This is a genomic window from Dermatophilaceae bacterium Soc4.6 (assembly GCA_039889245.1).
GTDB lineage: Bacteria > Actinomycetota > Actinomycetes > Actinomycetales > Dermatophilaceae > Lapillicoccus.
Genome location: JAZGVH010000002.1, coordinates 3,038,478 through 3,062,289, shown reverse-complemented (window position 1 = coordinate 3,062,289; position 23,812 = coordinate 3,038,478). Strand labels below are relative to the sequence as shown.

The following is a 23,812-nucleotide window of genomic DNA, read 5'->3' as shown; positions in this document are numbered from 1 at the left end:
CGAGCAGACCCCCTGTCGGGAGATATGAAAAGAGCGTAGCAACCAGAGGGCAAAGACGTCGAATTAGCCATCGGTGTTCTCGGGCGGATTCTGCCCGCCGGACTGCTCAACAGGCGAGGGCGGCGGCGTGATGTGCTCGCGCTCCCACTTCGACTGGGCCAGGCGCTCGCGGCGGTCACCCTCGAGGATGTACTTGATGATGTAGAAGAACAGCACGGAGACGGCGACAGTGGGCAACAGCGCGGCGAGATAAGGAAAGACGGCGTCCCACACGGGAATCAGCTCTCGTCCGTGTCGAGGGGGACCGACGTGCCCGGTGCGCGACCAGTGGCCGGGAGCGGCTTGAGCAGCGGAAAGAGAATGGTCTCGCGGATGTTGGCACCGGTGAAGAGCATGACCAGCCGGTCGATGCCCAGACCGAGCCCACCCATCGGGGGAGCCCCGAACTCCAGCGCCGCCAGGAAGTCCTCGTCGACCTGCATCGCCTCGGCGTCGCCGCCGGCCGCCAGCAGTGACTGCGCCTCGAGCACCTGGCGCTGGACCACCGGGTCGACGAGCTCGGAGAAGCCGGTGCCCCGCTCCACCCCACCGATGACGAGGTCCCACGCCTCGATGAGGCCGGGCTCGCTGCGGTGCGGGCGGGCCAGTGGCTGCGCCGACGCCGGGTAGTCGCACAGGAAGGTCGGCTGCAGCAGACCGGGCTCGACCAGCTCGCCGAGCAGCTCGAGGGCCACCTTCTCGGCGCCCCAGTCGGGGTCGAGCGCGACACCGTGCTCCGCGGCGTACCGGCGCAGGTCTGCTTCGGGGGTCTCGAGGGTGACGGTCGCCCCGACGGCCGCGCTGATGCCCTCGTAGACGGGCAGCCAGCGCCACTCGCCGCCGAGGTCGACGGTGCCCGCCGGGGTCTCGACCCGACGGCTGCCGAGGCGGTCGGCGACGGCGAGGTAGAGGTCGCGGATCAGTGCGGCGATGGAGGTCTGGTCGCCGTAGGCCTGGTAGGCCTCGAGCATCGTGAACTCCGGGCTGTGCGTCGAGTCGGCGCCCTCGTTGCGGAAGATGCGCCCCATCTCGTAGACCCGGTCGACCCCGCCGACGACGGCCTTCTTGAGGTTGAGCTCGAGCGCGATGCGCAGCGTCATCGCCTGGTCGTAGGCGTTGTGGTGCGTGCGGAAGGGCCGCGCCGACGCGCCGCCGTGCACGAGCTGGAGCACCGGGGTCTCGATCTCGACGTAACCCTGCGCGTCGAGGGTGTCGCGCAGCGCGCGGTTGACCCGGGCGCGCAGGCGCACCATGTCGCGGGCCTCCTGGCGCACGACCAGGTCGGCGTAGCGCTGCCGCACGCGGGCCTCCTCGGAGAGCTCCTTGTGCAGGGTCGGCAGCGGGCGCAGCGCCTTGCTCGCCATCTGCCAGCTGATGGCGAGGACCGACAGCTCGCCCTTGCGGCTGGCAATGACGCGGCCGGTGACGGCGACGTGGTCGCCGAGGTCGACCAGGGCCTTCCAGTCGGTCAGCGCCTGCTCGCCGACCTCGGCCTCGCTGACCATCACCTGCAGGCGCGTGCCGACTCCCTCCTGGAGGCTGGCGAAGCAGAGCTTGCCGCCGATGCGGCTGAAGACGACCCGGCCGGCCACGGTCACGACGTCGGGCGTCTCCTCGCCGGCCTCGAGGTGGGCCCAGTGCTCGCGCACGTCGGCGAGGGTGTGGGTGCGGGACACGTCGACGGGGTAGGGCGCGTGACCGGCGTCGAGCAGCCGCTGCCGCTTCTCGCGGCGGATCCGCAGCTGCTCGGGCACGTCGTGCTCGGGCGAGACGGACGCGGGCGAGTCAGGTGCGGAGGGCGAGGCGGGGGTGGGCGCGGGGGCCGCGTCGAGCTGGTCGGTCACCCCTTGAGGCTACCGAGCATGGGGGCCGGGCCGGTGGGAGCCCCCAGGCGCACATGTCTTCACGTGAAGGCATATCAGGCACGGAACCCCGGATCTCCCGCATCCGGCTTCACGTGACGGCTGGTGCTGGCCCCTCGTCGACGGCGAGCCCAGCCCGGGTCGGCGGGCGCATCGCCGTCGTGTCGGTGGGGGGCTCGAGCCGGTCGGCCGAGACGGCCGGGGGGCGGGCCGTCTCGGTCGACTCGACGTGGACGTGGTAGGTGACGAAGGCCAGCGCAGCGGCTCCCTCGCGCTCGTAGAAGGCCCGAGCCCGGGCGTTGGTCTCGCTGGTGACCCAGCGGACGGCCGACCACCCGCGGTCCGCGCCGAGTCGTCGTACGGCGTGCAGCAGCGCGGCGGCCACGCCGCTCCCCCGGGCGTCGGGGTCGACGAAGAGGTCGTCGAGCCAGCCGTCGACCTGCACGTGCAGGGGCCGGACCACGGGGCGCACGTGGGCGATCCCGACCAACCGGCCCTCGTGCTCGGCGACGAGGCCCTCGAGCCCGAAGTCGTGCGCGCGCAGCCAGCCCCAGAGCCGGTCGCGCTGCGCGTCGGTCGTGGCCACCTCGTAGAAGTCGGTGTACCCGCGGTGCAGGACCTCCCAGCGAGCGCGGTCGCCGGGCAGCAGCAGGCGCGTGGCGAAGCGCTCAGGCACCGTCATCGCCCTCCGCCTCGGGGGTGAGGTCGAGTGCGATGTCGAGGATCGGTGAGGAGTGGGTCAGGCCACCGACGCTGAGGTAGTCGACCCCGGTCAGCGCGTAGTCGCGCACGACGTCGAGGGTCAGGCCCCCGGTGGCCTCGATCTCCACCCGCTCGGGTCGCGAGCGCAGGGCGGTGACCGTCTCGCGCAGCAGGTCGACGCCCATGTTGTCGCACATGACGAAGCGAGCGCCCGCTTCGTAGGCCTCGAGCCCCTCGGCGACGGTCGTCACCTCGACCTGCACGTCGACCGCGGGGTAGGCGGTGCGCACCGCGGCATACGCGGCGGCGACGGAGCCCGCGGCGAGCTTGTGGTTGTCCTTGACCATTGCGACGTCATACAGGCCCATGCGCTTGTTGGTGCCGCCCCCGGCGCGCACCGCGTACTTCTCCAGGTGGCGCATCCCGGGGGTCGTCTTGCGGGTGTCGAGCACCATCGCGTCCGTGCCGTGGAGTGCGTCGGCCCAGCGGCGGGTGTGGGTGGCGACCCCGGAGAGGCGGCTGAGCACGTTGAGCAGGGTGCGCTCGGCGACGAGGACGACCTGGGTGCGTCCGGTGACGACGGCGAGCACGTCGCCGCGGGTCACGCGGTCGCCGTCGGCGGCGCGCAGCTCGACGGTCGGGGCCGGCAGACCGAGCAGGACGGCGACCTGCTGCGTCGTCTCCGCGACGACGGCCAGCCCGGCCACCACCCCGTCGGCGCGGGCGACCACGTGGGCGGCGCGCTCCTGGGTCGCGGGCATCGTCGCGAGGGTGGTGACGTCGAGGTGGTCGGGCCCGAGGTCCTCGTCGAGGGCCCGGCGCACGAGGTCGGCGGCGTCGGCGGCGGGGAAGTGGTGGCGGTCGGTGTCGAGGTCGCTCATGGTGAGCACGATCCTCGCGCACGGAGGCCGCCGGGCGCGACACCACGTCTGAGCGTGGTCGAGGTCGGCGCCCCCGGTCGGCGTTCGTGTGAGGTCTGCTCGTTCGGCCGACGACCGTCGTCCCCGGCCGATACCTCGGGGGCCGCCGGCCGGACCCACCGGCCGGCCCGAGGCGCTGGGTGCGCCGGTGGTCTCTCCTGCACCCACCTGCCCGGTATGCCGCTCGGCCGGGGCGGCATACCGGACAGTGGGGTGTCGTCAGGACCAGTGGCGCCATCGGAACCTCAGGTAGCCGGCAGCTCCAGTTGCTGGTCGGCCGTGGCCTCGAAGGTCGTCTCGACCGAGCCGTCGGGGCGTCGGACGGAGAGCAGGTGACCGCGCCACTGCTCGTCGTCGCGGCCCGCGAAGTCGCCGCGCACGTGACCACCACGGGTCTCCTCACGCAGCCAGGCGTGGTGGGTGAGCAGCTGGCCGAGGTGGAGCAGGTTGGTGGTCTGCCAGGACTTCGGGCCCGCCTTGCGGCCGTCGGGGTCAGCAGCCAGCACGGCCAGCTCGCGACCGGTCCGGGCCGTCGACTCTGCCGTGCGCACGACACCTGACCCGGCGGTCATGGCCCGCTGCACGACGCGGCGGTGACGACCGCGCAGCAGCACGGTGTCATCTCCCGGCGCGACCGGAACGCGTTGCGGCAGCTCGCCCGCCGCGAGCCGCTTGCTGATGTCGTCGGCGATGCGGTGGGCGAAGACGAGGCCTTCGAGCAAGGAGTTGGACGCCAGCCGGTTGGCCCCGTGCACACCGCTGCACGAGCACTCGCCGCAGGCGTAGAGACCGACGAGGGACGAGCGGCCGTCGAGGTCGACCCGCACCCCCCCGCTGGCGTAGTGCTGCGCCGGGGCGACGGGCATCAGGTCGGTGACCGGGTCGATCCCGTGCGAGCGGCAGCTGGCCAGGATCGACGGGAAGCGCTTCTCGAGGAAGTCGGCCCCCAGGTGACGCGCGTCGAGGAAGACGTGGTCGGTGCCGGTCTCGCGCATCCGCGCGACGATCGCCCGGGCCACGACGTCACGCGGGGCGAGGTCGGCCATCGGGTGCACGCCCTGCATGAAGCGCACCCCGCCGGCGTCGACGAGGACCGCACCCTCACCGCGCACCGCCTCGGAGATCAGGGGCTGCTGGCCGCCAGCGTCGACACCGAGCCACAGCACCGTCGGGTGGAACTGCACGAACTCGAGGTCGGCGATGACGGCGCCAGCCCGTAGCGCCACGGCCATGCCGTCGCCGGTGGAGACCGAGGGGTTGGTCGTCGCCTGGTAGATCTGGCCCAGCCCACCGGTGGCGAGCACGACGGCCCGCGCGTGGGCGGCACCGACGCCGTCGGCCTGCCCCTCGCCGATGACGTGCAGGGTCACCCCGCACACGGCGCCGACGTCGTCCTGCAGCAGGTCGACGACGAGGGCGTGCTCGATCACCTCGATGCCGGGGTCGTCCTGCACCGCCTGGAGCGCGGCGATGAGGGCGCGGCTGATCTCGCGGCCCGTCGCGTCACCACCGGCGTGCGCGATGCGGTCGCGGTGGTGCCCGCCCTCGCGGGTCAGCAGGATCTCGCCGTCGGGGCCGCGGTCGAACTCCGCTCCCACCGCCACGAGCTCGCGCACCCGCTGCGGCCCCTCGCGCACGAGCGCGGTCACGGCTTCGACGTCGCAGATGCCGACGCCCGCGACGAGCGTGTCCTGCAGGTGCTCCTCGGGCGAGTCGCCCGGGTCCATCGCCGCGGCGATGCCACCCTGGGCCCACGCGGTCGACCCCTCGTCGAGGGTGGTCTTGGTGACGAGCAGCACCCGGTCGACGTGGGTGCGCAGCCGCAGCGCGGTGGTCAGGCCGGCGATGCCGGAGCCGACGACGACGACGTCGGCGCTGCGCGTCCACCCCGGTGCCGCAGCGCCGAGACGTCGCGGCAGGTGCAGGCCGGGGTAGGGCGACTCGCGGCTCACGTCAGCCACGGGCTGCGCCGTCCGACGACCCGACGAGCTCGGCGTTGCCGAGCACCGCCAACGGCCCGCCACCCGGTCCGAGCAGCAGCGGGAGGTTGTCGATCAGCCGGGTCGTGCCGACGCGCGCCGCGACCGCGAGCAGGGCCTCGCCCGAATACCACTCCGGCACGTCCTGCAGCGTCTGCGGGTGCACGAGCACGAGGTAGTCGACCAGCACGAGCGGCTCCTGCACCAGCACGGCCCGGGCGGCCCGCCGGACCGCTGACGGCCCCTGGTCGGCGACGTCGCCGCCGGCCCGCAGGGCGGCCGACAGCGCGAGCGCGGCCTCACGGTCGGACAGCGCGAGGTAGGTGTTGCGGCTCGACATGGCCAGGCCGTCGGCCTCGCGCACGGTCGGCACCGCGACGACGTCGACCGGGAAGTCGAGGTCGCGCACCATGCGGCGGATCAGCAGCAGCTGCTGGGCGTCCTTCTGCCCGAAGAACGCTCGCGACGGGTTGGTCAGGTGAAGCAGCTTGGCCACGACGGTCAGGACGCCATCGAAGTGGCCCGGGCGCGACTGGCCCTCGAGCACCGCGCCCAGCTCACCCGCTCCGATGGTGACGCCGGGATCTCCCTCGGGGTAGACGACGTCGGGGGTCGGCGCGAAGACCACCTCGACGCCGGCGTCACGACAGATGGCGAGGTCGGAGTCGAACGTTCGGGGGTATCGCGACAGGTCCTCCTTGGGCCCGAACTGCAGCGGGTTGAGGAAGATCGTCACGATGACGTGCTCCGCTCCGGCCCGCGCCTCACGGATGAGCGTCGCATGCCCCTCGTGCAGCGCGCCCATGGTCATGACGACGCAGACGTCACCGTGCAGGGCGCCCCGGGCCGCGCTCAGCTCGTCGCGGCTGCGGGCGACGACCGGCCCCCGGGAGGTGGCCGGGGTGGCGTCGTACGCGGGGTCGCTGGGGCTCACGGAGTCGGCTCCTCGTCGGGGCTGCTGGGGTGGTCAGGGCTGGGGCCGTCGGGGTGGTCGGTGGGCTCGGGGCCCGCCAGCCCCTCCTCGCGCAACACCGCGAGTATGCGGGCGGCAGCGTCTGGGCGCAGCCGTCCCGACGCGAGCGCGCGCTGCGCCGTGTCGTGCGCCAGCTGCGCGTAGGTGACCCGGATGGCCGGGGCCGCGGCCAGCTCGGCGAGGTGGTCGGCGACCGTGCCCGCGTCGCCGCGCGCGACCGGCCCGGTGAGCGCCGCGTCACCCCGGCGCAGCACGTTGTCGAGAGTGGCGGTGAGGATGGGGGTGAGCATGCTCGCCGGGTCGTCGATGCCGGCGTCCTCGAGCAGCTCGAGGCTCTGGGCGACGAGCGTGACGAGGTGGTTCGACCCGTGGCAGAGGGCGGCGTGGTAGAGCCCGCGGTCCTCCTCCTCGATCCACACCGGCTCACCGGTCATCTCGAGCACGAGCGCCTCACCGAGGGGACGCAGCTCACGCAGCGTGGTGACGCCGAAGGAGCAGCCGACGAGCCGGTCGAGGTCGACCGTGGTGCCGGTGAAGGTCATCGCCGGGTGGAGAGCCACCGGTAGCACGCCGAGGCGCGCGGCGGGCTCGAGCACCCCGATGCCGTAACGGCCGCCGGGGTGCACCACCACCTGTCCCGCCCGGAAGGCACCCGTCGTGGACAGGCCCGAGACCAGGCCAGGCAGGTCGTCGTCGGGCACGGCCAGCAGCACGAGGTCGGCGCGGGCGACGACGTCGGGCACCTCGCGCACGGGCACGCCCGGCAGCAGCTCGGCGGCCCGCTCCATCGAGGCCTCGCTCACCGCCGACACGGCGACGACCTCGTGCCCAGCCAGCCGCAGGGCTGCGCCGAGCACCGCTCCGACCCGGCCGGCACCGACCACTCCGACACGGAACCGCGTCGGCCGCGCAGGGGTCTCGCTCATCCCCCGAACCTACCCGAGCACGCTCGGTAGGTTCTCCCGCATGCCCCCTCCGTCACGCGAGCACCCCGAGCACCCCGAGGCGCCGCCCGCGCGCCCGTGGGCCGCGGCGTGGCAGGACGCGCTCTACGGCACCGACGGAACCGATGGCACCGACGGCTTCTACCGCTCCCCCGCCGGGCCAGCCGGCCACTTCTCGACGGCCACCCACGGCACCCCCGGCCGGGTGCTGGCCCGGGCCCTCCTCGCGTATGCCGCGCAGCTCGGCTGCACGGCGGTCGTCGACCTCGGCGCCGGGCGGGGTGAACTGCTCGCGCACCTGCGCGCGCTCGACGCGGACGTGTCGCTGCTGGGGGTCGACGTCGTCGACCGACCCGCGGATCTGCCCGCCGACGTCGGCTGGGTGGTGTCGCCCGGAGGGGCCGACCTGCCGGAGTCGCTGCGGCCACGCGACGCGCTCGTCGTGGCCCACGAGTGGCTCGACGTCGTGCCGCTCACGGTGGGTGAGGTCGACGCCGAAGGCGTCGCGCGGCTCGTGCTGGTCGACTCGGTGACGGGGAAGGAGTATCTCGGGAAAGCACTTTCCACCACCGATCTTGAGTGGTGTCAACGGTTCTGGCCCCTCGCCGGCCTAGACCCCGGTGACCGGGTCGAGGTGGGAGTCACCCGCGACGCGGCCTGGTCGGCCCTGCTCGACCGCATGGAGGGCGGGGTCGCGCTGGCGGTCGACTACGGCCACCGCCTCGGTGAGCGGCCCCGGGAAGGGACGCTCACCGCATACAGGCAGGGGGTGCTCGTCACCCCGGTGCCCGACGGGTCGTGCGACCTCACGGCGCACGTGGCCGTCGACTCGCTGCGGCACGACGAGATGCTCACCCAGCGCGAGGCGCTGCGTCGGCTGGGCGTGCGCGCGGGCACGCCCGACCACGCGCTGGCCCGCACGGACCCACCGCGCTACCTCGCGGGGCTGGCCGAGAGCGGTGCCGCCGGCGCGCTGCTCGACAGGAGCGGCTACGGCGGCTTCTGGTGGGTCGTCGCCCGCCCCTGACCCCGGTGGGTGCCCGGCCGTAGGCTTGAGGTCATGTCGAGTCCGGCCCCGGCGACGGGGGTGCTGCGGCTGGCGCGCGCTGGGGTGCTGACCCTCGCCACCGTCAGTCTGTCGCTCGCTGCCCACGTGGCCGCCGGTGGCAGCGCGCCCGGGCTCGTCGGGCTGCTGCTCGTCGTGGTGCCCGTGCTCGCCGCCACCCTGCTCACCACAGGTCGCCGGCTGGGGCTCACCGGCATCGGCTCGCTGGTCGCCATCACGCAGGTCGGGCTGCACTCGGCCTTCATGGCACTGACGATGAATGACGGCATGGCACTGACGATGAATGACGGCATGGCACTGACGATGAATGGCGGCATGGCGCTGACGATGGGGGGTGGCGCGGGTGCGGTCGTCACGGCGTCGCACCACAGCCAGTCGGTGATCACGACCGGTGGCGCCGTCTCGGGTCCGTCGCTGGTCGACCTGGCCCTCAGCGGCGGGTCACCCGCGATGACGGGCGCCCACGTCGTGGCAGCCGGGCTCGTCGCCCTGATCCTCGCCCGCGGTGAGGCCGCGCTCTGGTCGCTCTGGTCGTGGCTGGCCCCCCCGATGCCGGTCGCGGCACGACTGGGCGTCCTCGCCGGGGAGCCCGTCGCGACCGGACGCACCACGGCCCGCTCGGTCGACCACAGCACCCGACCGCGCCCTCGTGGCCCACCGCGGCGGCGGACGCCGGCCGTGCCCGCCGCCTCCCTCCGCATCGCGTCAGCCTGAGCCAACACGCGCTGACCCCTCGGATGCGGAGTCCTCTCCCGCCGCGACATCGCGCAGCGAGGGTCGGGTGACCGACGGCAGACGACGGTGCACGGGCTCCCGCCCGGCCACCGCGCACCCCCCGCGCACCCCCGGCGTCCCGCGTCCACCGTCCGGCGCCGCCCCTTCCCTTCGCTCAGGAGTCCTGGCATGTCGTCTTCTCTCATCACGTCATCCGCACACCCCCCCTCACCCACCCGGAGAGCGGCGGGCCGGCGCCACCGGCTCGTCAGCGCCCTGGCCGTGGGTGCCCTGCTCGCCCTGGGCGGCATCGCCTCGGTCGCGTCGGCGCCCATCGCCTCGGCCCACGACGAGCTCACCGGCACGACCCCGGCCGACACCTCGACCGTGGCGACCGTCCCCGACTCCGTCGTGCTCCACTTCACCGGGCCCCCCGTCACCGTGGGCCTCGCCGTGCGCGTGACCGGGCCCGCGGGTGACGTCCAGCAGGGAGCCGCCGCGATCAACGGCAACGACGTCGTCCAGCCGCTGAAGCCCTCGGCACCCGCCGGCGCCTACCGGGTGGCGTGGCGAGTGACGGCCGACGACGGCCACGCCTCCTCGGGCGAGCTGACCTTCACCGCGACCGCGACCGCGGCCAGTGCGCGGGTCGCCACGTCGACGCCGGGCGCGGATGCGCAGACCTCGACGACGACTCCGCCGACCGAGGCGACACCCGCGGCCTCAACGACCTCGTCGGACACCAGCCCGGTGGCCATCGCGGCCATCGTCGTCGTGCTGGTCCTGCTCGCTGGGCTCGCCCTGGTGCTCACGAGGCGCTCGCGCGGGGACCAGTCCCGGTCGTGAGGTCCGCGCCGTAGGGGAAAGCCACTGGCGGTCGGCCGCCTCCGGGGTCGTGCGCCGCGTTGGCACCTCGACCTCCGCGTCACGGGGGTCGTCCGCGGCGTGAGGCAGGACGGCCTCGCGGTCTCGTGACGTGGCAGCCCCCTGACAGCAGCCGGGCATACGGCAGACTGGCGCCCATGACCTCACCGAGCGCGACGGACGCGACCGGTCGCGAGCTGACCGTCGGGATCGGCGCGGGTGGGCTGGCCACGAGCGACATGGTGCTCAACATCGGCCCGCAGCACCCCGCGACCCACGGCGTGCTGCGGCTGCGGGTGGTGCTCGACGGCGAGCGCATCGTCAGCGCCGAGCCGATCGTCGGCTACATGCACCGCGGCGCCGAGAAGCTCTTCGAGGTGCGCGACTACCGCCAGATCATCGTGCTCGCCAACCGCCACGACTGGCTCTCGGCCTTCGCCAACGAGCTGGGCGTGGTGCTCGGCGTCGAGCAGATGCTCGGCATGGAGGTGCCCCAGCGCGCGGTCTGGGCGCGCACCCTCCTGGCCGAGCTCAACCGGGTGCTGAGCCACCTGATGTTCCTCGGCTCCTACCCCCTCGAGCTCGGCGCGATCACCCCGGTCTTCTACTCCTTCCGTGAGCGCGAAGAGCTGCAGGCGGTGATGGAGGAGGCCTCCGGCGGGCGCATGCACTACATGTTCAACCGGGTCGGTGGCCTCAAGGAAGACCTGCCCGCCGGCTGGCTCGGCCGCGTCGAGCAGGCCATCGCGGCCGTGCGCCGCCGCCTGCCCGACCTGACGAACATGTTGGTGGGCAACGAGATCCTCAACGCGCGCACCCAGGGTGTCGGTGTTCTTTCCCACGACACGATCCACGCCTACGGCGTCTCGGGCCCCATCGCGCGCGCCAGTGGCGTCGACGTCGACCTGCGGCGCGACGCTCCCTACCTCGCATACGGAGAGCTCTTCGCCCCCGGCGGCCCCGGCCGGGTGGTCACGCGCACCGCGGGCGACTGCCTCGCCCGCCTCGAGGTGCTGCTGGAGCAGACGCGGGTCAGCCTCGACCTCGCGCAGGCCTGCGCCGAGCGGATGCGCGCGCTGGACCGGGGGCCGATCAACGTCAAGCTGCCCAAGGTGCTCAAGGTGCCGGAGGGCCACCTCTACACCGCGACCGAGAACCCCCTCGGCTTCAACGGCTACTACCTGGTCTCCCGCGGGGAGAAGACCCCCTGGCGGCTCAAGCTCCGGTCAGCGTCGTTCAACAACGTGGCCGTGCTCGCCGAGATACTGCCGGGTCAGCTGCTGGCCGACATGGTGGCGATCCTCGGCTCGATGTTCTTCGTCGTCGGAGACGTCGACAAGTGACCGGCGGCGAGCGACGTCCGTCGTGACGCTGGCCGCGACCGCCGCGACCCTGGCCGTCGCCGTCCTCGGGCTGGGAGCCTGCGCGACCAGCAGCCCTGCCCCGACCGTGACCTCCGCGACCCCGGCGCCCTCTGCCTCATCGGGTACGTCGGGCACCCCGGGCGCCTCGGGGACCTCGGCATCCACCGGGACGAGCACCCCGCGCACCCCGGCACCCGCCGCGACGGGTCCCGACGGCCAGCCGACGCCGGTCTCGAGCGGCCCCTCCCCCGTCGACAGCACCCGGCTGCGGTCCGAGGCCGACCTGCCCAGGGCCTTCGGCTGCGCGCTCGACAGGCCACCGATCACCATCCCGGCGGCGACGATGGTGCCCCCTGCGCCGCCACCGGTCACCGGCGGCACCGTGACGGTGCCCCCGGAGTCGACCGAGACGCCGACGGTCTCACCCGAGGTCGTCGTCTGCAGCAGCAGCTTCGCCGGCGGAGAGTCGCTCTACCTCTGGTACGCGCCGACCGGGCAGACGCGGCTCGTCGCCCTGCGCGCCGCCCTCGACCTGGCTGCCCACGTGCACGCCGGCCCCAACTGGGTGGCCGGAGGCATGATCAGTCCGACGATGGGCGAGGTCGGCGGCGACGTCTACCGCTAGCATCACGCTCCTCGGGGACACCTCCTGACCGGCGCACGGAGGCGGGCGCTGACCACGACGGCACGGGTCCGGTTTCGACTTGCCCCCCCGAATCCGGAGAATGGCCGGGAAGGGGCCTCGGCGCGCCGAGGCCCGCCACGGCGGGTTCTCCACCCCCCGACCAGGAAGGCCACCATGCCCAGCGCCCCGTCGAGCGGCACATCGTCGAGCAGCACCCCCGGAGCACTCGAGGGGCTGCGGGTCCTCGACTTCTCGACGGTCGTCATGGGCCCCTTTGCGACCCAGATCCTCGGCGACCTCGGCGCCGACGTGATCAAGGTCGAGCCGCCCACCGGCGACCTCTCGCGCCGCACCCACCCACAGGTGCACGAGGGCATGGGGGTGCTCGCCCTCAACGTCAACCGCAACAAGCGCAGCGTGGCCCTCGACCTCAAGAGCGAGGCCGGGCTCGAGGCGTTCCTCGACCTCGTGCGGACGGCCGACGTGCTGGTCACCAACATGCGACCGGGGGCGCTGACGCGCCTCGGCGTCGGCTACGACGAGCTGGCTGCGGTCAACCCACGGCTGGTCTATGCCCGCGCCCAGGGCTTCCGCAGCGACTCCGACCGGGCCGACCACGCGGCCTACGACGAGATCGTGCAGGCTGCGTCCGGCGTGGCCGACCTCATGCGCCGGGCCACCGGCACCCCGACCTACGTGCCCACGATCATGGCCGACAAGGTCTGTGCGCTGACGCTGGCCTACTCCGTGCTCGCCGCGGTGATCCACCAGCGCGCGACCGGCGAGGGTCAGGAGGTGGAGGTGCCGATGACCGACACCATGCTCGCGTTCACCCTGGTCGAGCACCTCTCGGGCCACACCTTCGAGCCCTCTCGCGGCCCGATCGGCTTCAACCGCTCGATGGTGCCCGACCACCGGGCCGTCGCCACCGCCGACGGGTGGGCCTGCATCCTGCCCTACAACGCGCGCAACATCGCCGACTTCTTCACCGCCGCAGGCCGACCCGAGGTGGCGACCGACCCGCGCTTCGCCGACCCCGGCGCCCTCGCCACGCACTACGGCGAGCTCTACGCGCTGGTGGCGCAGGTGGCGCCCGAGCGCACGACGGCCGCCTGGCAGGAGCTGTGCGCCGCCCACTCCATCCCCTTCGCGCCCGTGCTCGAGCTCGACGACGCCGAGACCGACCCCTATGTGGTCGGCGGTGGCCTGCTCGACGTGCGCGAGCACCCGACCGAGGGCGCCTACCGCAGCATCGGCTTCCCCGTGCGGCTCTCGCGCACCCCGGGCACCGTGCGCAGCGACTGCCCGCAGATCGGCGGCGACACCGAGGAGGTGCTGCGCGAGATCGGGCGCAGCGACGCGCAGATCGCCGCGCTCATCGCGTCGGGCGCAGCGGCACGTCCGCGCCCGGTGACCGCACCGCGAGCCGCGTCGACACCGGAGGTCCGATGATCGGTGCCGCTCCGGACGACGCGGCGGGCACCTCCGGTCAGGCGCCGGGGTGCGCCCCTGACCCCGGGGAGGCGTGTCGACCACGGTAGTCGTCGATGACCCGCTTGTTGTGTGCGGCGATCTCCCGAGCATGCGGACTGCTTACAGGCACGTGGCCCGTGACGGCGACCGGGTGCGGACTCGGCTCCGAGGCGCGGCGTGGCAGGGGGCTGCGCCTGGGGAACCCTGCCGGCACCTCTCCCGCACGCAGCAGTCTCGCGACGAGCCATCCCGCCAACGGGAGGGCCACCAGGAGCCACTGCTTCCGGTGACGGGTGAGGAGCACCCACATGATCGAACCTCCACTGGTCTGACCTGCTCGCGGCGGGCGCTCCGCCGGCGTGAGAGGCCCATACCCGGATCAGTCGTCGCCCATGCCGACCAGGCAGAGCGCCTCGTGGTGAAGTGTCTCAGGTGTCAGGCGGCGATGTCGTGTGGTGTGGGGTGGGTGATGGAGGTGCGGCCGTGGACGACCGGACGGAGGCTCACGTCACTCCCGCTCGGGAGACCCCCGGTCGCCCCGGTCGTCGTCGACCCGGCACCACCGTTGCACCAGCAGCCCCGCCCCGGAGACGAGCACCGCGCCGACGCCGAGGAAGACCAGTCGCAGGATGTCCTGCTGCTGCGAGGGGATGTCGGAGTCGGGAAGCAGCCGCACGACCTGCGCGGCATACCAGCCCAGACCCACCGCACCCGTGAGGGCCGCGGCCTGCGCGAGCGCGATGACCCGGGCGGCATACAGGGGGTGCACGCGCCTGGTCGCCGTGCCGGCGACCAGCCGCTGCACCGGTCGGCCCGCGAGCACCAGGCCGATGGCCACCGCGAGCAGGATCGGCAGGGCCGCCCACGACACCGGTGGCAGGGCGCGACCGCCCATCGCCCACAGCGCCAGCCCGACCCAGCTCACCACGCCCACGACGATCGCGACCGCCAGCAGCAGCCGCAGCCGCACGCCGTGAGGAGGGGTCACCACGTGGGGCTCCACGAGGGGCCGGGGCGCACGCTCGGGTCGTCGGCCGCTCCCGGCTCACGCAGGTCGGCCGACAGGTCGACGACCCGGCGTATGCCGCCGTCCCCGTCACGCGCCACCGCCTCACCGTCGGCCGCTACCCACGGCACGAGCACGAAGGCACGTTCGTGCGCACGCGGATGGGGCACGCTGAGCGCAGGCGTGTCGAGGCGCACCTCGGCTCCCGACCCAGGACGGCCGACCTGAATCAGGTCGAGGTCGAGGGTCCTTGCGCCCCAACGAATCTCACGCGTTCGCCCGTGGGCCGCCTCGATCGCCTGCAGTGCCTCGAGCAGCCTGCTCGGCTCCAGGGTCGAGTTGGCCAGCAGCACGGCATTGAGGTAGACCGGCTGCTCCGGCCCTCCGACGGGATCGGTCTCGACCAGCGGTGACACGGCGCTCACCCGCACCCCGTGCAGCCCCGCGATCTGGGTGACCGCCGACTCGAGCGTGGCCCGGGCGTCACCGAGGTTGGCTCCGAGCGCGACGACCACCGGCACTCCCCGCTCACGGCGCACGTGCACAGCGACGTCGGTGAACGGCTGCCCGACCGGCGCCTGCGGCTTGTGCACGGTGACCTCGACCGCGTCGACCAGCGGCCGCGCGAGCGCGTCGTCGGCGATCACCTCGGCCAGGCGCTCGATCAGGTCGAAGGGGGGCCCGGTGAGGCGAGCCACGACGTCGTCGGCGACCTCGGCATACGACACCGTCTGCCCGAGGTCGTCGCTGCGCCCCGCCGGGCCGAGGTCGAGCTCGAGGACGACGTCGACGACGAAGGGCTGGCCCTGCTCCCTCTCGAAGGCGAGCACGCCGTGGTGACCGACCGCCTCGACCCCCGCGAGGAGGATGCGGTCGGTGCCCGACACCGCTCGTCGTTCGCTGCTCATGGCTGGTCTCCTGCTCGTCGATGGGCCGTGGTCGCCTCGAGCACCGCCAGCGCGTCGCGCGTCGACCGGACGTCGTGCACCCGCACCCCCCAGACGCCGGCCATCGCGGCCAGCAGGCTGGTCGCGGCCGTCGCGGCGTCGCGCTCGGCCGGTGGGCGGGTCGGTGCCCCCGGCAGCACCCCCACCCGCCCGAGGAAGGTCTTGCGGGAGGCGCCGAAGAGGACGGGGTGGCCCAGGCCCAGCAGCGACTCGAGGTGCGCGAGGAGGGCCCAGTTGTGGTCGGCGTCCTTGGCGAAGCCGAGCCCCGGGTCGAGGACGAGCTGCGACGGGCGGATGCCGCTCTCCAGCAACGCATCCCGGCGCTGCGCCAGCTCGTGGCACACGTCGGAGACGACGTCGTCGTAGGCGGCTCGCGCCTGCATGTCGACACTGTGGCCGCGCCAGTGCATCGCGACGAACGGGCAGCCCCAGCTGGCGACCAGCGGTGCCATCTCGGTGTCGGCGAGGCCACCGCTGACGTCGTTGACCATCGCGGCGCCGTTGCCCAGCGCCTGCTCGGCCACCTCGGCGCGCATGGTGTCGATGGAGACGAACGCGCCCTCGGACGCCAGGGTGCGCACCACCGGGATCACGCGACGCAGCTCCTCGTCGACCGACGGGCGCTCGGCGCCGGGACGGGTGGACTCCCCCCCGACGTCGACGACGTCGGCTCCGTCGGCGCGCACCTCCCGGCCGTGACGGATCGCCGCGTCGGTCTCGAACCACTCGCCGCCGTCGCTGAAGGAGTCAGGGGTGACGTTGACGACGCCCATGACGACCGGGCGGCCGGGCACCGACGGCAGCGGGTGGATGACGTGGCCGGCGGTCACGCCTGTCCCTCCCGCAGCCGGCGCCAGGTCGGCCAGACGAGGAAGGCCTCGGCCTCGAGGACGGCCAGCGAGACCCGCGGCAGGTCGGCCGCGCTCGGGTAGAGCAGGTAGCGGCTGATCCACTCAGGCTGGAACTTCGCGTTGAAGCGGTAGAGGCTCTCGATCTGGAACCACCGCGAGGCGACGATGAGCGCCGACCGGCGCAGCCGCAGCAGCGGCCCCGCGCCGAGCCGCTCGCCCCGCTCGAAGACCGAGCGGAAGGCGGCGAAGTTGAGCGAGACCCGCCCCACGCCGAGCGCCGCCGCCTGCTGCATGACCGCCTCGATCATCAGCTCGTTGACTCCCGGCGCCGCGTCGGCGTCGCGCCTCATCACGTCGAGGGACAGCCCGTCCCGCCCCCAGGGCACCAGCTGCAACATCGCCCGCACCCGACCACCTTCCCACGCCGTCACGAGCACCGCGTCGGGGTCCCGGGGGTCGGCGACGCGCCCGAGAGCCATGCTGAAGCCGCGCTCGGTCTCGCTCTCGCGCCAGGCCGCGGCGTCGGCCAGCACCGTCGCCCGCAGGTCGTCGTCGAGGTCGCGCACCCGGTGGACCTGGGTCCCATAGCCCTTCCGCCTGATGCGCGACACCATCTGGCGCACGTTGCGCATGGCCCGCCCGTCGAGGCTGAAGTCGCCGGTATGGAGCACCGCCTCGTCCCCCAGCTCGAGGGCGGCCAGGCCCGTCTCGCGGGCCCACACCTCGCCGGCGTCCTCGGAGCAGCCCAGGACCGCCACGGTCCACGCGTGCTCAGCCGCACGCGCGGCGAAGGCCGCCATGACCTCGGGCCACGCGTCCCGCGGGCCGACCGGGTCACCACTGGCCAGCATCACCCCGCCGACCACGCGGTAGGCGATGGCCGCCCGCCCGGACGGTGACCAGACCAGACTCTTGTCGGCGCGCAGCGCGAAGTAGCCGAGCGAGTCACCGTCGGTCGCGAGCAGGGGCCGCATCCGCCCCTCGTCGGTGGGGCTCAGCTCACCGCGTGGCTCGGACGCACGCAGGACGACGGAGGCCGTCGCCGCCAGCGTGAGCAGGCCCAGGGCCGCCAGGGCGGTCCCGACCAGGTCGCCCGTGCGGTCGTCCCGGAAGGTGAGGGGGCCGTCGAGACCGATGAGACCGAAGAGGGACTCACCGAGTGCGTCGAGGAGCGTCGGAGCCCCGCCGACCTCGCCGCGCGACGCCGCGTAGACCAGCCCGAGACCGACGACGAGGTCGACGACCACCAGGGTCAGGGCCACCCTGACCGCACGCCACCGGCTCTGCGGGTCGCTGGCGGCGCGGAAGTCGTCACGGCGCACCAGCAGCACGACCAGCAGGGTCAGCGGCACGACGACGTGCAGCGGGCTGAAGCGCACCAGCGCGGCCAGGGTGCTGACGGCCAGCAGGCCCACCACCGCCCGCCAGGCTCGTCGCTTGCGCCGTCGCAGCCCGTGCCCGAGCGCGAGCAGCAGGACCCCGGTGAGGACCGACGCGGCCACCGAGACGGTCACGACCCCCGGCAGGACCTCGGCCACGGCGAGCCGTGGACGCTGCACCCTCGCGAGCGCGCCAAGCAGGTCGAGGAGCCCTACGGCATACGTCAGGAGACCGAGCAGGCGCGGGGCGCGGGCCCGCAGGTCGGCCGGGCTGGGGGCCGCGACGGAACCGCCAGGTCTGCCGGATGGGGCTGACCCGGGGGTGCCGCCGACAGAGCCACCCCCACCCACGGGGGAGTCGCTGCTGGTCGTCCGGGCCTTCACGGTGGGGCGGCGAGCGCTCAGGGCCGACCCCCGCGCAGCAGCGACATCGCCTCGGCGCGGGTGGTGGCGTCTCGGAGCTGACCGCGGACGGCGGAGGTGATCGTGCGGGACCCCGGCTTTCGCACCCCCCGCATCGACATGCACAGGTGCTCGCACTCGATCACGACGATGACGCCCTGCACGTCGAGGTGCTCGACGAGGGCGTCGGCCACCTGGGTGGTCAGCCGCTCCTGCACCTGCGGTCGGCGCGCGAAGACGTCGACCAGCCGGGCGATCTTCGACAGGCCCGTCACCCGACCGTCCCGCGCGGGGATGTAGCCGACGTGGGCGACCCCGTGAAAGGGCACGAGGTGGTGCTCGCACGTGCTGTAGAGCTCGATGTCACGCACGATCACCAGCTCCTGGTGGTCGATGGCGAAGGTCGTGCCGAGCACCTGCGCCGGGCTCTGGTCGAGCCCGGCGAAGGTCTCGGCGCAGGCCCGGGCGACCCGAACGGGCGTCTCGAGCAGACCCTCGCGGTCGGGGTCCTCCCCGACCGCGATCAGCAGCTCACGGACCGCCGCCGCGGCGCGGTCGAGGTCGACCGGCACGACCGGGTCAGCGACCCTCGGACGGGTCGACCTGACCGCCGTCAGGCACCTCGATGACCTGCGTGCGCGGCTCCTCCTCGGCGAGGGGGTGGGCCCCGGCGTTGGCGGCCGCATCGATGCGGCGACCCATGTCGGGGTCGTTGCCCGCCGCCTGCGGGACCTGGCCGTAGCCGTTGCGGGACCCGGCTCCGCTGAGCACGGCCTCCTTGGCGAAGGACACGCTGCCGTTCAGCGACCCGTGGGCGGCCTGCTCGGCCGGCGTCAGCACCGGTGGGCGGTCGCTGAGCAGCCGGGACTCGCTCGAGAGCCAGGTCGGACGCAGCGGGCGCTTGGTCAGCTGGGTGAAGATCGCGGCCAGCTCCTTGGCGTTGAGCGTCTCCTTCTCCAACAGGTCGAGCACCAGCTTGTCGAGCACGTCGCGGTTGTCGTTGATGACGTGCCAGGCCTCGTCGTGGGCGTTCTCGATGAGCTTGCGCACCTCCTCGTCGACGATGCCGGCGATCTCCTCGGAGTAGTCGCGCTGGTGACCCATGTCGCGGCCGAGGAAGACCTCACCGGAGCCCGCACCGAGCTTGATGGCACCGACCCGCTCGGACATGCCGTACTCCGTGACCATCTTGCGGGCCATCGCCGTGGCCTTCTCGATGTCGTTGGCCGCACCCGTCGTCGGGTCGTGGAAGACCATCTCCTCGGCCACCCGGCCACCGAGGGCGTAGGCGAGCTGGTCGAGGATCTCGTTGCGGGTGGTGGAGTACTTGTCGTCCTGCGGCATCACCATCGTGTAGCCCAGCGCGCGGCCGCGAGGCAGGATGGTCACCTTGGTGACCGGGTCGGTGTGGTTCATCGCGGCCGCGACGAGGGCGTGCCCACCCTCGTGGTAGGCGGTGATCTTGCGCTCCTTGGCCGACATGATGCGCGTGCGCTTCTGCGGCCCGGCGATCACCCGGTCGATGGCCTCGTCGAGCGACGCGTCGTCGATGATCTTGCGGCTGCTGCGAGCCGTGAGGAGCGCCGCCTCGTTGAGCACGTTGGCGAGGTCGGCACCGGTGAAGCCGGGCGTGCGACGAGCCACGGCCAGCAGGTCGACGTCGGGGGCCATCGGCTTGCCCTGCGAGTGCACCTCGAGGATGCGGTGGCGGCCGAGCATGTCGGGCGCCTCGACGGCGATCTGCCGGTCGAAGCGACCAGGACGCAGCAGGGCGGGATCGAGGATGTCGGGGCGGTTGGTCGCCGCGATGAGGATGACGTTGGTCTTGACGTCGAAGCCGTCCATCTCGACCAGCAGCTGGTTGAGGGTCTGCTCGCGCTCGTCGTGCCCACCCCCCATGCCCGCGCCGCGGTGGCGACCGACGGCGTCGATCTCGTCGACGAAGACGATGGCGGGGGCGTTGGCCTTGGCCTGCTCGAAGAGGTCGCGCACGCGTGACGCACCGACACCGACGAACATCTCGACGAAGTCGGAGCCGGAGATGGAGTAGAACGGCACTCCGGCCTCGCCGGCGACCGCGCGGGCCAGCAGCGTCTTACCGGTGCCCGGCTGGCCGTAGAGCAGGACGCCCTTGGGGATCTTGGCGCCCACGGCGAGGAACTTCGCCGGCTCCTGGAGGAACTCCTTGATCTCGTGCAGCTCCTCGACCGCCTCGTCGCAGCCGGCGACGTCGGCGAAGGTCACCTTGGGGCTGTCCTTGCTCGCCAGCTTGGCGCGCGACTTGCCGAACTGCATGACCCGGTTGCCACCGCCCTGCATCTGGCCCATGAGGAACCAGAAGAGGCCGAGGATGATCAGGATCGGCACGATGCTGAAGAGCAGCGAGCCGAACCAGCTGGGCTGGTCGATCTGGTCGGTGAAGCCGTTCTTGGGTGCCACCTTGTTGAGGGCGTCGACGATCTCGGTGCCGCGGGCGTCGACGTAGTAGGCGTAGACCTGGGTCGCGTCCTTGACGTCGGCGTCGGTGTAGGGCGCCGTGAGGGTCAGCTCGACCCGCTCGTTGTTGAGCAGCGTCGCCGAGGCGACCTTGCCCTCGCTGATGAGCGTCAAGGCCTTCGAGGTGTCGATGCGCTTGTAGCCGTCGCCGCCCGCGAGGTTGAGGGCGACGACCACGGCGATCACCAAGAGGATGATCACCACGAAGGGGGGGCGAACGATGCGCTTGAAGTCCATGTAGTCCGGGGTCCCGCCCCGACCTTCCGCTCGATGCTGCTGGATATCACATTCTCGCAGGTGAACGACGCGCAGTCACCCGGTGTTCCGGCTCTGGCCCCGAAAGGCCCGCTCGGCCCGTGAGGCGAGGGTCACGCGTCGTCAGGCGTGCGCCACGAGGGGGTCAGGCGTAGACCGAGGAGGCCAGCGTGCCGACGCACCGCAGGTTGCGGAAGCGCTCGTCGTAGTCGAGCCCGTAGCCCACGACGAACTCGTTGGGCAGGTCGAAACCGACGTACTTCACGTCGATGTCGACCTTGGCCACCTCGGGCTTGCGCAGCAGCGTGCAGATCTCGACCGACGCCGGTCGGCGCGACTCGAGGTTGGAGCGGATCCAGCTGAGCGTGAGCCCCGAGTCGATGATGTCCTCGACGATGAGCACGTGCCGTCCCGAGATGTCGCCGTCGAGGTCCTTGAGGATGCGCACGACGCCCGAGCTCTTGGTGCCCGAGCCGTAGGAGGAGACCGCCATCCAGTCCATCGGCACGGTGCCGGGCAGCGCGCGCATGAGGTCGGCCATGACCATCACCGCCCCCTTGAGCACCCCGACCAGCAGCAGGTCCTTGCCCTCGTAGTCGCGCCAGATGTCGGCGGCGAGCTCGTCGAGCCGGGCCAGGATCTGCTCCTGGGTGAGGAGCACCTCCTTGAGGTCGGCTCCCATGTCGGCGGCGTCCACGGCGACTCCTCGTCGTCAAGATCAAGCAGGTGAAATCCAGGTGGGGTGCGTCCTCATTCAACCGGACCGCGCGGACACCCGTCGCCCCGGGGCGGTCTGACCGGCCGGCTACGAGGCCGCGGGCTCGAGGGCCACGATCCTGACCAGGTCTCCCGACCGGGAGGCCCGCACGTGCCCCGGCAGCTGGAGCGGCCCCTGGCCGTGCCAGCAGGTGAGCAGCGCGTCGAGCGACTCGACGTGGGCGGACGACAGCTGGCCGGCACCGGAGCCGGCCTCGACCGCGAGGATCCGCCACAGCCGCGTGCGCAGGGCGCGCGGCACGGCAAGCATCGTGCTCACCGCCCAGGGCGTCGGCCCGATGGCCTCGCGCAGCGAGCGGGCCTCGTCCTCGAGGTGGTCGGCGTCCTCGCGGATCATCTCGGCGCTGCGCGCGAGGGCTGCGCGCACCCCGGGCCCGAGCTCGCGCTCGAGCTCGCGCAGCAGGGCCCGGGCGCGCACCCGGGTGAAGCTGGTGTCGTCGTTGTGCGGGTCCTGCCACGGCTCGACTCCGTAGGCCGCGCACGCCGCCTCCGTCTCGTCCCTCGTCACCCCGATGAAGGGACGCACGAGCAGGCCGCGACGACGCGGCATACCGGAGAGGGAGCGGGAGCCCGAGCCGCGGGCGAGGCCGAGCAGCACCTGCTCGGCCTGGTCGTCGCGGGTGTGGCCCAGCAGGATCGCGACGGCGCCGTGGCGGTCGGCGGCCTCGTCGAGGGCGGCGAACCGGGCGAGGCGGGCGGCCTCCTCGGGCCCGCCGGCGGCCGGCACGACCTCGACGCGCACGACCTCGACCTGCGCCAGACCCAGCTCGCGGCAGTGAGCGGCAGCCGTCTGCGCCACCCGGGACGACCCGGGCTGCAGACCGTGGTCGACGACGACACCCACGGCTGTCAGCCCCGCACGGTCGGCCTCGAACGCGACCGCGGCCGCGAGCGCGAGGGAGTCGGGCCCCCCGCTGCAGCCGACGAGCACGGTGGAGCCCGCGGGGAGCAGGGACAGCTCGGAGCGGACGGCCACCCGGGTCGCGGCGACGGCGGGCGCGGGCCCGCTCACGCCCCGGCCTCCGGTGCCGCCGGGGCACCGGGGTCTACCCCGGCGCGCGTCCCGCCGTGCACCCGCTCGACCCACCGGCGGGGGGTCTCGATCTCGGCGGCGGTCGGCAGGGTCTGCGGCGATCCCCACACGGCGTTGAAGCCCTCGAGACCGACGTCGGCGACGACCGCGCGCACGAAGACCGCGCCGTCGCGGTACTGCCGCATCTTGGCCTCCATCCCGAGCAGGCGGCGCAGCACCCGGTCGAATCCGGAGACGCCGTTGCGGCGCCCCTGGAAGCGCTCGCGGATCTGGGCGACCGTGGGGATGACCTGCGGGCCGACCTCGTCCATCATCACGTCGGCGTGACCCTCGAGCAGGGACATCACGGCGGTGATGCGCGAGACCTCGGCCCGCTGCTGCGGCGAGAGAAAGGCGTCGGCGAGGCCGCGGCTGCCCGTGCGGAAGGCCTCCGGCAGCCGCTGCGCGAGGCCCTGGAGACGGGCGCTCAGCTCGTCGGGGGTCGGCGCGAGGTCGGTGGTGAGGGTGCGGGAGCTGTCGATGAGGTGCTCGCGCAGCCAGGGTACGGCGGTGAACTGCACCCGGTGGGTCTCCTCGTGCATGGCCACCCAGAGGCGGAAGTCGTGAGGGTGGACGCCGAGCTCGCGCTCGACCTGGACGAGGTTCGGGGCCACCAGCATCAGGCGCGGGACCCCCTCGGGCGCGAGGTCGTACTGCCCGAGGACCTTGCCCGACATGAATGCCATGAGGGCTCCGGCCTCGCCGCCGGTGACCTTGCCGCCGACCGCGGTGAGGGCGCCGGGCTGGGCGCGCGAGCCTGCGCGGTCGCGGCTGCCAGCGGTGATCTTCTCGATGACGGGCACCATGAGCGCGCGCATCGACTCGACGTTGGCGTCGATCCAGCCCGGCCGGTCGACGACAACGGCCTCGGGGGCGTCGCCGGGGCTGACCAGCAGGGAGGTCGCGGCGATCGGCTCGCGGGCGGCCGTCGCGACCTCGCGCAGCGAGGCGACCACCTCGGCGGCCTCGCCCCGGCTGACCTTCGGGCCCGCGCCCGACAACCGCCGGCCGGTCGCCTTCGCGAACTCCCAGTCGACGTAGGGCGAGGTGCTGTCGCGCCTGCTGTCCTGCACGATCCTGATGTCGCGCTGCGCGCTCATGG

The 23,812-nt window shown here is 73.2% G+C and carries 22 protein-coding genes; 6 read left to right on the top strand and 16 right to left on the bottom strand.

Annotated elements, in window-relative coordinates; genetic code table 11:
* Positions 1 to 63 precede the first annotated feature (63 nt).
* From V3N99_14220 to V3N99_14190, 7 genes are all read right to left on the bottom strand, one after another.
* Positions 64 to 273: a lysyl-tRNA synthetase gene (locus V3N99_14220; GenBank protein MEO3937897.1), complete on the bottom strand. Its 210-nt coding sequence runs from the start codon at positions 271 to 273 to the stop codon at positions 64 to 66.
* Between the two features lie 5 nt (positions 274 to 278).
* The gene (lysS, locus tag V3N99_14215; protein ID MEO3937896.1) at positions 279 to 1,793 is read right to left on the bottom strand and encodes a lysine--tRNA ligase; all 1,515 of its coding nucleotides are present in this window, start codon (positions 1,791 to 1,793) and stop codon (positions 279 to 281) included.
* A 199-nt stretch (positions 1,794 to 1,992) separates the two neighbouring features.
* Positions 1,993 to 2,583 (bottom strand): GNAT family N-acetyltransferase, encoded by a 591-nt coding sequence (locus V3N99_14210; GenBank protein MEO3937895.1) that lies wholly within the window; start codon positions 2,581 to 2,583, stop codon positions 1,993 to 1,995.
* Entirely contained in the window at positions 2,570 to 3,484 is a 915-nt protein-coding gene (gene nadC / locus V3N99_14205; GenBank protein MEO3937894.1) for a carboxylating nicotinate-nucleotide diphosphorylase, read from the bottom strand. The genes V3N99_14210 and nadC overlap by 14 nt, the downstream gene beginning before the upstream one ends.
* Before the next feature lie 284 nt (positions 3,485 to 3,768).
* The gene (locus tag V3N99_14200) at positions 3,769 to 5,484 is read right to left on the bottom strand and encodes an L-aspartate oxidase (protein MEO3937893.1); all 1,716 of its coding nucleotides are present in this window, start codon (positions 5,482 to 5,484) and stop codon (positions 3,769 to 3,771) included.
* The gene (gene panC, locus V3N99_14195; GenBank protein MEO3937892.1) at positions 5,477 to 6,436 is read right to left on the bottom strand and encodes a pantoate--beta-alanine ligase; all 960 of its coding nucleotides are present in this window, start codon (positions 6,434 to 6,436) and stop codon (positions 5,477 to 5,479) included. Before panC ends, V3N99_14200 begins: the two co-directional genes overlap by 8 nt.
* Entirely contained in the window at positions 6,433 to 7,401 is a 969-nt protein-coding gene (locus V3N99_14190) for a DUF2520 domain-containing protein (protein ID MEO3937891.1), read from the bottom strand. Before V3N99_14190 ends, panC begins: the two co-directional genes overlap by 4 nt.
* 40 nt (positions 7,402 to 7,441) lie before the next feature.
* On the opposite strand from V3N99_14190, the gene V3N99_14185 reads away from it, so the two are divergent.
* The 6 genes from V3N99_14185 to V3N99_14160 all read left to right on the top strand — a co-directional run bounded on the left by V3N99_14185 (position 7,442) and on the right by V3N99_14160 (position 13,504).
* Positions 7,442 to 8,446, top strand: coding sequence for an SAM-dependent methyltransferase (locus tag V3N99_14185; GenBank protein MEO3937890.1), 1,005 nt, complete (start codon positions 7,442 to 7,444; stop codon positions 8,444 to 8,446).
* Positions 8,447 to 8,479: 33 nt separating this feature from the next.
* Positions 8,480 to 9,199, top strand: coding sequence for a hypothetical protein (locus tag V3N99_14180; protein MEO3937889.1), 720 nt, complete (start codon positions 8,480 to 8,482; stop codon positions 9,197 to 9,199).
* A 189-nt stretch (positions 9,200 to 9,388) separates the two neighbouring features.
* The gene (locus V3N99_14175; GenBank protein MEO3937888.1) at positions 9,389 to 10,045 is read left to right on the top strand and encodes a copper resistance CopC family protein; all 657 of its coding nucleotides are present in this window, start codon (positions 9,389 to 9,391) and stop codon (positions 10,043 to 10,045) included.
* Positions 10,046 to 10,221: 176 nt separating this feature from the next.
* On the top strand, positions 10,222 to 11,406 hold the full coding sequence (locus V3N99_14170) for an NADH-quinone oxidoreductase subunit D (protein MEO3937887.1): 1,185 nt from the start codon (positions 10,222 to 10,224) through the stop codon (positions 11,404 to 11,406).
* A 22-nt stretch (positions 11,407 to 11,428) separates the two neighbouring features.
* Positions 11,429 to 12,052, top strand: coding sequence for a hypothetical protein (locus V3N99_14165; GenBank protein MEO3937886.1), 624 nt, complete (start codon positions 11,429 to 11,431; stop codon positions 12,050 to 12,052).
* Between the two features lie 174 nt (positions 12,053 to 12,226).
* Complete coding sequence (locus V3N99_14160) at positions 12,227 to 13,504, top strand: CoA transferase (protein MEO3937885.1); 1,278 nt, start codon at positions 12,227 to 12,229, stop codon at positions 13,502 to 13,504.
* A 529-nt stretch (positions 13,505 to 14,033) separates the two neighbouring features.
* Here the strand turns inward: V3N99_14160 and V3N99_14155 are convergent.
* From V3N99_14155 to V3N99_14115, 9 genes are all read right to left on the bottom strand, one after another.
* Positions 14,034 to 14,516, bottom strand: a complete 483-nt coding sequence (locus V3N99_14155; GenBank protein MEO3937884.1) for a DUF3180 domain-containing protein — start codon at positions 14,514 to 14,516, stop codon at positions 14,034 to 14,036.
* Positions 14,510 to 15,439: a 2-amino-4-hydroxy-6-hydroxymethyldihydropteridine diphosphokinase gene (gene folK / locus V3N99_14150; protein MEO3937883.1), complete on the bottom strand. Its 930-nt coding sequence runs from the start codon at positions 15,437 to 15,439 to the stop codon at positions 14,510 to 14,512. The genes V3N99_14155 and folK overlap by 7 nt, the downstream gene beginning before the upstream one ends.
* On the bottom strand, positions 15,436 to 16,251 hold the full coding sequence (folP, locus tag V3N99_14145) for a dihydropteroate synthase (GenBank protein MEO3937882.1): 816 nt from the start codon (positions 16,249 to 16,251) through the stop codon (positions 15,436 to 15,438). Before folP ends, folK begins: the two co-directional genes overlap by 4 nt.
* 53 nt (positions 16,252 to 16,304) lie before the next feature.
* On the bottom strand, positions 16,305 to 18,092 hold the full coding sequence (locus V3N99_14140; protein MEO3937881.1) for a phosphatidylglycerol lysyltransferase domain-containing protein: 1,788 nt from the start codon (positions 18,090 to 18,092) through the stop codon (positions 16,305 to 16,307).
* A gap of 17 nt (positions 18,093 to 18,109) precedes the next feature.
* Complete coding sequence (gene folE, locus V3N99_14135) at positions 18,110 to 18,682, bottom strand: GTP cyclohydrolase I FolE (protein ID MEO3937880.1); 573 nt, start codon at positions 18,680 to 18,682, stop codon at positions 18,110 to 18,112.
* 7 nt (positions 18,683 to 18,689) lie between these two features.
* A complete protein-coding gene (gene ftsH / locus V3N99_14130; protein MEO3937879.1) occupies positions 18,690 to 20,843 on the bottom strand; it encodes an ATP-dependent zinc metalloprotease FtsH in 2,154 nt (717 codons plus the stop codon).
* 163 nt (positions 20,844 to 21,006) lie between these two features.
* A complete protein-coding gene (hpt, locus tag V3N99_14125; protein MEO3937878.1) occupies positions 21,007 to 21,558 on the bottom strand; it encodes a hypoxanthine phosphoribosyltransferase in 552 nt (183 codons plus the stop codon).
* Between the two features lie 108 nt (positions 21,559 to 21,666).
* Positions 21,667 to 22,650: a tRNA lysidine(34) synthetase TilS gene (gene tilS, locus V3N99_14120; GenBank protein ID MEO3937877.1), complete on the bottom strand. Its 984-nt coding sequence runs from the start codon at positions 22,648 to 22,650 to the stop codon at positions 21,667 to 21,669.
* On the bottom strand, positions 22,647 to 23,810 hold the full coding sequence (locus V3N99_14115) for a zinc-dependent metalloprotease (protein MEO3937876.1): 1,164 nt from the start codon (positions 23,808 to 23,810) through the stop codon (positions 22,647 to 22,649). The genes tilS and V3N99_14115 overlap by 4 nt, the downstream gene beginning before the upstream one ends.
* Positions 23,811 to 23,812: the final 2 nt, after the last annotated feature.

Excerpts from the sequence above, each read along its gene's own strand:
- V3N99_14115 (MEO3937876.1), bottom strand. The coding sequence starts at position 23,810 with ATGAGCGCGCAGCGCGACATCAGGATCGTGCAGGACAGCAGGCGCGAC.
- V3N99_14190 (MEO3937891.1), bottom strand. The coding sequence starts at position 7,401 with ATGAGCGAGACCCCTGCGCGGCCGACGCGGTTCCGTGTCGGAGTGGTC.
- V3N99_14170 (MEO3937887.1), top strand. The coding sequence starts at position 10,222 with ATGACCTCACCGAGCGCGACGGACGCGACCGGTCGCGAGCTGACCGTC.
- folK (MEO3937883.1), bottom strand. The coding sequence starts at position 15,439 with ATGAGCAGCGAACGACGAGCGGTGTCGGGCACCGACCGCATCCTCCTC.
- V3N99_14180 (MEO3937889.1), top strand. The coding sequence starts at position 8,480 with ATGTCGAGTCCGGCCCCGGCGACGGGGGTGCTGCGGCTGGCGCGCGCT.
- folP (MEO3937882.1), bottom strand. The coding sequence starts at position 16,251 with ATGGGCGTCGTCAACGTCACCCCTGACTCCTTCAGCGACGGCGGCGAG.
- ftsH (MEO3937879.1), bottom strand. The coding sequence starts at position 20,843 with ATGGACTTCAAGCGCATCGTTCGCCCCCCCTTCGTGGTGATCATCCTC.
- V3N99_14160 (MEO3937885.1), top strand. The coding sequence starts at position 12,227 with ATGCCCAGCGCCCCGTCGAGCGGCACATCGTCGAGCAGCACCCCCGGA.
- V3N99_14210 (MEO3937895.1), bottom strand. The coding sequence starts at position 2,583 with ATGACGGTGCCTGAGCGCTTCGCCACGCGCCTGCTGCTGCCCGGCGAC.
- nadC (MEO3937894.1), bottom strand. The coding sequence starts at position 3,484 with ATGAGCGACCTCGACACCGACCGCCACCACTTCCCCGCCGCCGACGCC.
- V3N99_14185 (MEO3937890.1), top strand. The coding sequence starts at position 7,442 with ATGCCCCCTCCGTCACGCGAGCACCCCGAGCACCCCGAGGCGCCGCCC.
- V3N99_14175 (MEO3937888.1), top strand. The coding sequence starts at position 9,389 with ATGTCGTCTTCTCTCATCACGTCATCCGCACACCCCCCCTCACCCACC.